Origin of the sequence: Clostridium sp. C105KSO13 (assembly GCF_001517425.1) — a bacterium.
GTDB lineage: Bacteria > Bacillota > Clostridia > Lachnospirales > Lachnospiraceae > Muricomes.
Map to the genome: position 1 here is coordinate 1 of NZ_FBWL01000118.1, position 4,515 is coordinate 4,515.

5 protein-coding genes are annotated in these 4,515 nt (G+C 50.8%); all 5 read left to right on the forward strand.

Annotated features, from left to right (window positions below; translation table 11 throughout):
• Positions 1 to 864 (forward strand): NAD(P)/FAD-dependent oxidoreductase (locus BN3456_RS01205; RefSeq protein WP_141654483.1); only part of this gene is annotated, 864 nt, incomplete at its 5' end.
• 78 nt (positions 865 to 942) lie between these two features.
• A complete protein-coding gene (locus BN3456_RS01210) occupies positions 943 to 1,260 on the forward strand; it encodes a thioredoxin TrxA (protein ID WP_089982186.1) in 318 nt (105 codons plus the stop codon).
• A gap of 48 nt (positions 1,261 to 1,308) precedes the next feature.
• Complete coding sequence (gene grdA / locus BN3456_RS01215) at positions 1,309 to 1,779, forward strand: glycine/sarcosine/betaine reductase complex selenoprotein A (protein ID WP_089982188.1); 471 nt, start codon at positions 1,309 to 1,311, stop codon at positions 1,777 to 1,779.
• 90 nt (positions 1,780 to 1,869) lie between these two features.
• The gene (gene grdC / locus BN3456_RS01220) at positions 1,870 to 3,408 is read left to right on the forward strand and encodes a glycine/sarcosine/betaine reductase complex component C subunit beta (protein ID WP_089982190.1); all 1,539 of its coding nucleotides are present in this window, start codon (positions 1,870 to 1,872) and stop codon (positions 3,406 to 3,408) included.
• Positions 3,409 to 3,418: 10 nt separating this feature from the next.
• On the forward strand, positions 3,419 to 4,515 hold a 1,097-nt coding region (gene grdD, locus BN3456_RS01225; RefSeq protein ID WP_089982192.1), incomplete at its 3' end, for a glycine/sarcosine/betaine reductase complex component C subunit alpha.

Here is a 4,515-nt window from a genome sequence, read left to right on the forward strand (position 1 = left end):
CTCTCCACGCTGATCATCGAAAAAGGTCAGGACGGCGGTCAGATTGCCATCACAGATGAGATTGAGAACTATCCGGGACAGATGGTGGATGGAGAATCCGGCCCGGAGCTGATTGCGAGGATGACAGCACAGTCGGCAAAATTTGGTGCAGTGCGTGTCTCTGACACGATCAAAGAAGTTTCCCTGGAAGGTGAAGTGAAAGTTCTAAAGGGGGAAAAGGAAGAGTACAGGGGCAAAAATGTTATCATTGCCACCGGTGCCCACCCAAGGCCCATCGGCTGCAAGGGAGAGAGAGAATACCTTGGTAAAGGAGTCTCCTACTGTGCCACCTGTGATGCCAACTTTTTTGAAGATATGGAAGTATTCGTAGTGGGCGGTGGTGATTCCGCCGTTGAGGAAGCCATGTACCTGACCAAGTTTGCCAGGAAGGTCACAGTCATCCACAGGCGAAATGAGCTGCGTGCTGCGAAGTCCATACAGGAGAAGGCCTTCACCATTCCAAAGCTGCACTTTATGTGGGACAGCGTTGTGGAAGAACTTTACGGAGACGACATCCTCCAGGGGATGGTTGTAAAGAATGTAAAGACCGGGGAGACCAAAAAGATAGACGCAGACCCGGAGGACGGCATGTTCGGCGTGTTTGGATTTATCGGGATGATTCCGAATACGGAAGTATTTGAAGGGCTCATCGACATGGATGAGAGAGGCTATATCAAGACAGACGAGAACATGCACACCAATATTCCCGGCGTATACGCAGCAGGGGATGTGCGGGTAAAAAGTCTCCGGCAGGTCGTTACCGCATCGGCAGATGGGGCTATTGCGGCAGTACAGGTGGAAAGAAGCCTGTCCGACTATTTCTAAAAGCCGCCCACCGAACTTAACAGAACCAGGATTGGTTTTGAGCGGCCACATATTTATTGAAGAAGGAGGATATGATAGATGAAAGATCTGGATAAGACAAATTTTGATGAGGAAGTATTGAAGGCTCAAGGTTATGTATTTGTAGATTTTTATGGGGATGGATGTGTACCCTGCCAGGCATTAATGCCGAAAGTACATGAGTTCGCAGAGACCTATGGTGACAAGATGAAGTTTACTTCCCTGAATACCACAAAGGCACGCCGCCTTGCCATTGGACAGAAGGTTCTTGGACTTCCGGTCATGGCAGTCTATAAGGACGGGGAGAAGATTGATGAGGTAGTAAAAGACGAGGCTACCGCTCAGAGCATTGAAGCAATGATTCAGAAGTATATCTAATGTATTTCTTTATCATAGATAGCATTTTACAGAAAGGAGAAACGAATCATGGCTATTTTGAAAGATAAAAAAGTCATCATTATCGGAGACCGTGATGGAATACCGGGACCTGCCATCGCAGAGTGTGTAAAGACTGCCGGCGGAGAGATCGTATTCTCATCCACGGAGTGCTTCGTTTGAACAAGCGCAGGAGCAATGGATCTGGAGAACCAGAAGAGAGTGAAAGAGTTTGCCGAGGAATACGGCGCAGAGAACATCGTTGTTGTTCTGGGTGCCGCAGAGGGAGAAGCTGCAGGGCTTGCAGCTGAGACCGTGACTGCAGGCGACCCGACTTTTGCAGGTCCGTTGACAGGAGTCCAGCTTGGACTTCGCGTATATCACGTATGTGAACCGGAAATGAAGGAAGAATTCGATGAAGCAGTGTATGATGAACAAATCAGCATGATGGAGATGGTCCTTGACGTGGATGATATCATCCAGGAAATGACCTCCATCCGAGACGAGTTTTGTAAGTTTTAAGAAAATATAAAAAGAGTCAGGTCCTGTGCACCCGCCGGGGGCTGGCTCTTTTTACTCTATCAAAAAGAGTCGCAGAAAGGTGGATAACCAATGAACAGTGTGATCAAAGGGGCCGGTTATGTATTAGTACATACCCCCGATATGGTTTTATATAATGGAACAACACAGACAACAGAAAAAATCGTAAACCCGGAGTCTGAATATCTAAAAGAAGTGCCGCAGCACCTGCGGTCCTATGAAGAGGCAGTTTCCTACTGGCCAAACCAGACCTACATCGGAAATGTACACCCGGATGAGCTGGCAGAAGTGGAGTTTCCCTGGTATGACAAGAAAAAGGAAGATGCGAAGCGGTTCGGAACATACGGCGAGATTATGCCCGAGGAGGAGTTCTTATTTCTCGTCCAGGCAAGTGATATGTTTGAGGTCGTGGAGCTGGATAAAGAGTTTGTAGCAGAATACAAGAGTAAGTTTGCAGAGAATCCCATCATCACAGAGGACATCGTGGAGAGAATCGTGGAGGGGGAAGAGCATGACAAGATCGAACACCTGGTGAAGGAGGAACACGCGGAAGGCTTGTACTTTGCCGGAAAACTGGTGGGCTGTGTGAAGCGTGCCCACGATATTGACACGAACCTTTCCGCCCATGTGATGCACGAGAACCTGATGAGCAAGGCATCCAGTGTCCTGGCTCTTCTCTATGCAGTGAAAAATGCAGGAATCGAGAAGTCCGAAGTTGAGTATGTAATCGACTGTGCCGAGGAGGCCTGCGGGGATATGAACCAGCGGGGCGGCGGCAACTTTGCCAAGGCAGCGGCTGAGATCGCAGGACTTACCGGTGCTTCCGGTTCTGACGCCAGAGGCTTCTGTGCGGCTCCTACCCATGCCATGATTGAAGCGGCCGCTCTGGTAAAATCCGGCGCTTACAAGACGGTGGTGGTGACTTCTGGCGGATGCACTGCAAAGCTGGGCATGAACGGAAAAGACCACATCAAGAAGGGCCTGCCGATTCTGGAGGATTGTTTAGGTGGTTTTGCAGTTGTTATCTCGCAGAACGACGGAACCAGCCCGGAGATCGACCTGGATATGCTGGGGCGCCACACCGTAGGAACTGGATCTGCCCCCCAGGCAGTTATCGGCAGCCTTGTAGCGGAGCCTCTCAAGAAAGCGGGACTAAAGATTCCGGACATTGATAAATATTCTCCGGAGATGCAGAACCCGGATATCACAAAGCCTGCAGGGGCAGGGGATGTGCCCATGGCCAACTATAAGATGATCGGGGCACTGGCAGTAAAGAACGGAGAACTGGACAGAAAAGAGCTGGCTAACTTCACCAAAGAGCATGGCCTGACAGGCTGGGCACCTACCCAGGGACATATCCCTTCCGGCGTACCATACATCGGATTTGCCTGCGAGGATATCAAGGCCGACAGAATCAAAAGGGCCATGATCATCGGAAAGGGAAGCTTATTCCTGGGACGTATGACGAACCTGTTTGACGGTGTCTCCTTTGTGATCCACGGAAATACAGCTGAGGAAGAAAAGGCTGCTGCCGGTGTATCTGAAGAGGAAGTAAGAACACTGATCGGGAAGACAATGAAGGATTTTGCAGCTGCTCTGCTGGCAGAGTAAGGAGTGTGTGATGGCGAATAAGATAGAAAAGATGGTTGCTGCCACCTTTGCAGAGATCGCAGAGGGCCTGGAGACAGGAAACTTTGGAAAAAAGCCGAAGATTGCCCTCACAGGCATGGGCAGCGAACATGGGGAAGAAAATGCAATGGAAGCGGCAATAGCAGCTTCGAAAGAAGGAATTGAGGTCTACTATATTGGTACCCTGGAAGCAGAAGGGGTGATTACAGTTAAAGTGGCCAATGAGGAAGAAGGCCACCATAAGATGGAGGAACTTCTGAAATCCAAAGAGGTGGACGGTGCAGTGACCATGCACTATCCCTTCCCTATCGGTGTATCTACCGTAGGCCGTGTAGAGACACCGGCAAAGGGAAAGGAAATGTATCTGGCAACCACAACCGGAACCTCCAGTGCGGACCGGGTGGAAGGCATGATCAAAAACGCAGTCTACGGGATCATTGCAGCGAAGACCTGTGGAAATCCCAACCCTACCGTGGGCATCCTGAATGTGGATGGTGCCCGCCAGACGGAGATTGCTCTAAAGAAGCTGAAAGAGAATGGATATGCCATCTCCTTTGCGGAGTCAGGCAGGGCAGACGGGGGCTGTGTCATGCGGGGGAACGATATCCTTCAGGGGACACCGGATGTTATGGTGTGCGATTCCCTGACAGGCAACCTCCTGGTGAAGATGCTGTCTTCCTATACCACAGGGGGGAGTTACGAGGCATCCGGCTATGGCTATGGCCCGGGTATCGGGGAAGGTTATGACCAGCTGGTGATGATCATCTCCAGAGCCTCCGGGGCACCCCTCATTACCGGTGCGATCCGGTATGCGGCACAGCTGGTGAGAGGAAAGGTATTTGATATCTCTGCCAAAGAATTCGAGGTGGCTCATAAAGCCGGATTCAAAGAGATACTGGCAGAGAGGAAAGCAGCGGAAAAACCGGCAGCAGAGGAAGAGGAAGTGACGGCACCGCCGAAAGAGGTGGTGACGGAGCAGATCCCCGGAATCGAGATCATGGATCTGGAGGAGGGCGTGAAAGCGCTGTGGAAAGAAGGCATCTATGCGGACAGCGGAATGGGCTGTACGGGCCCTGTGATACTGGTATC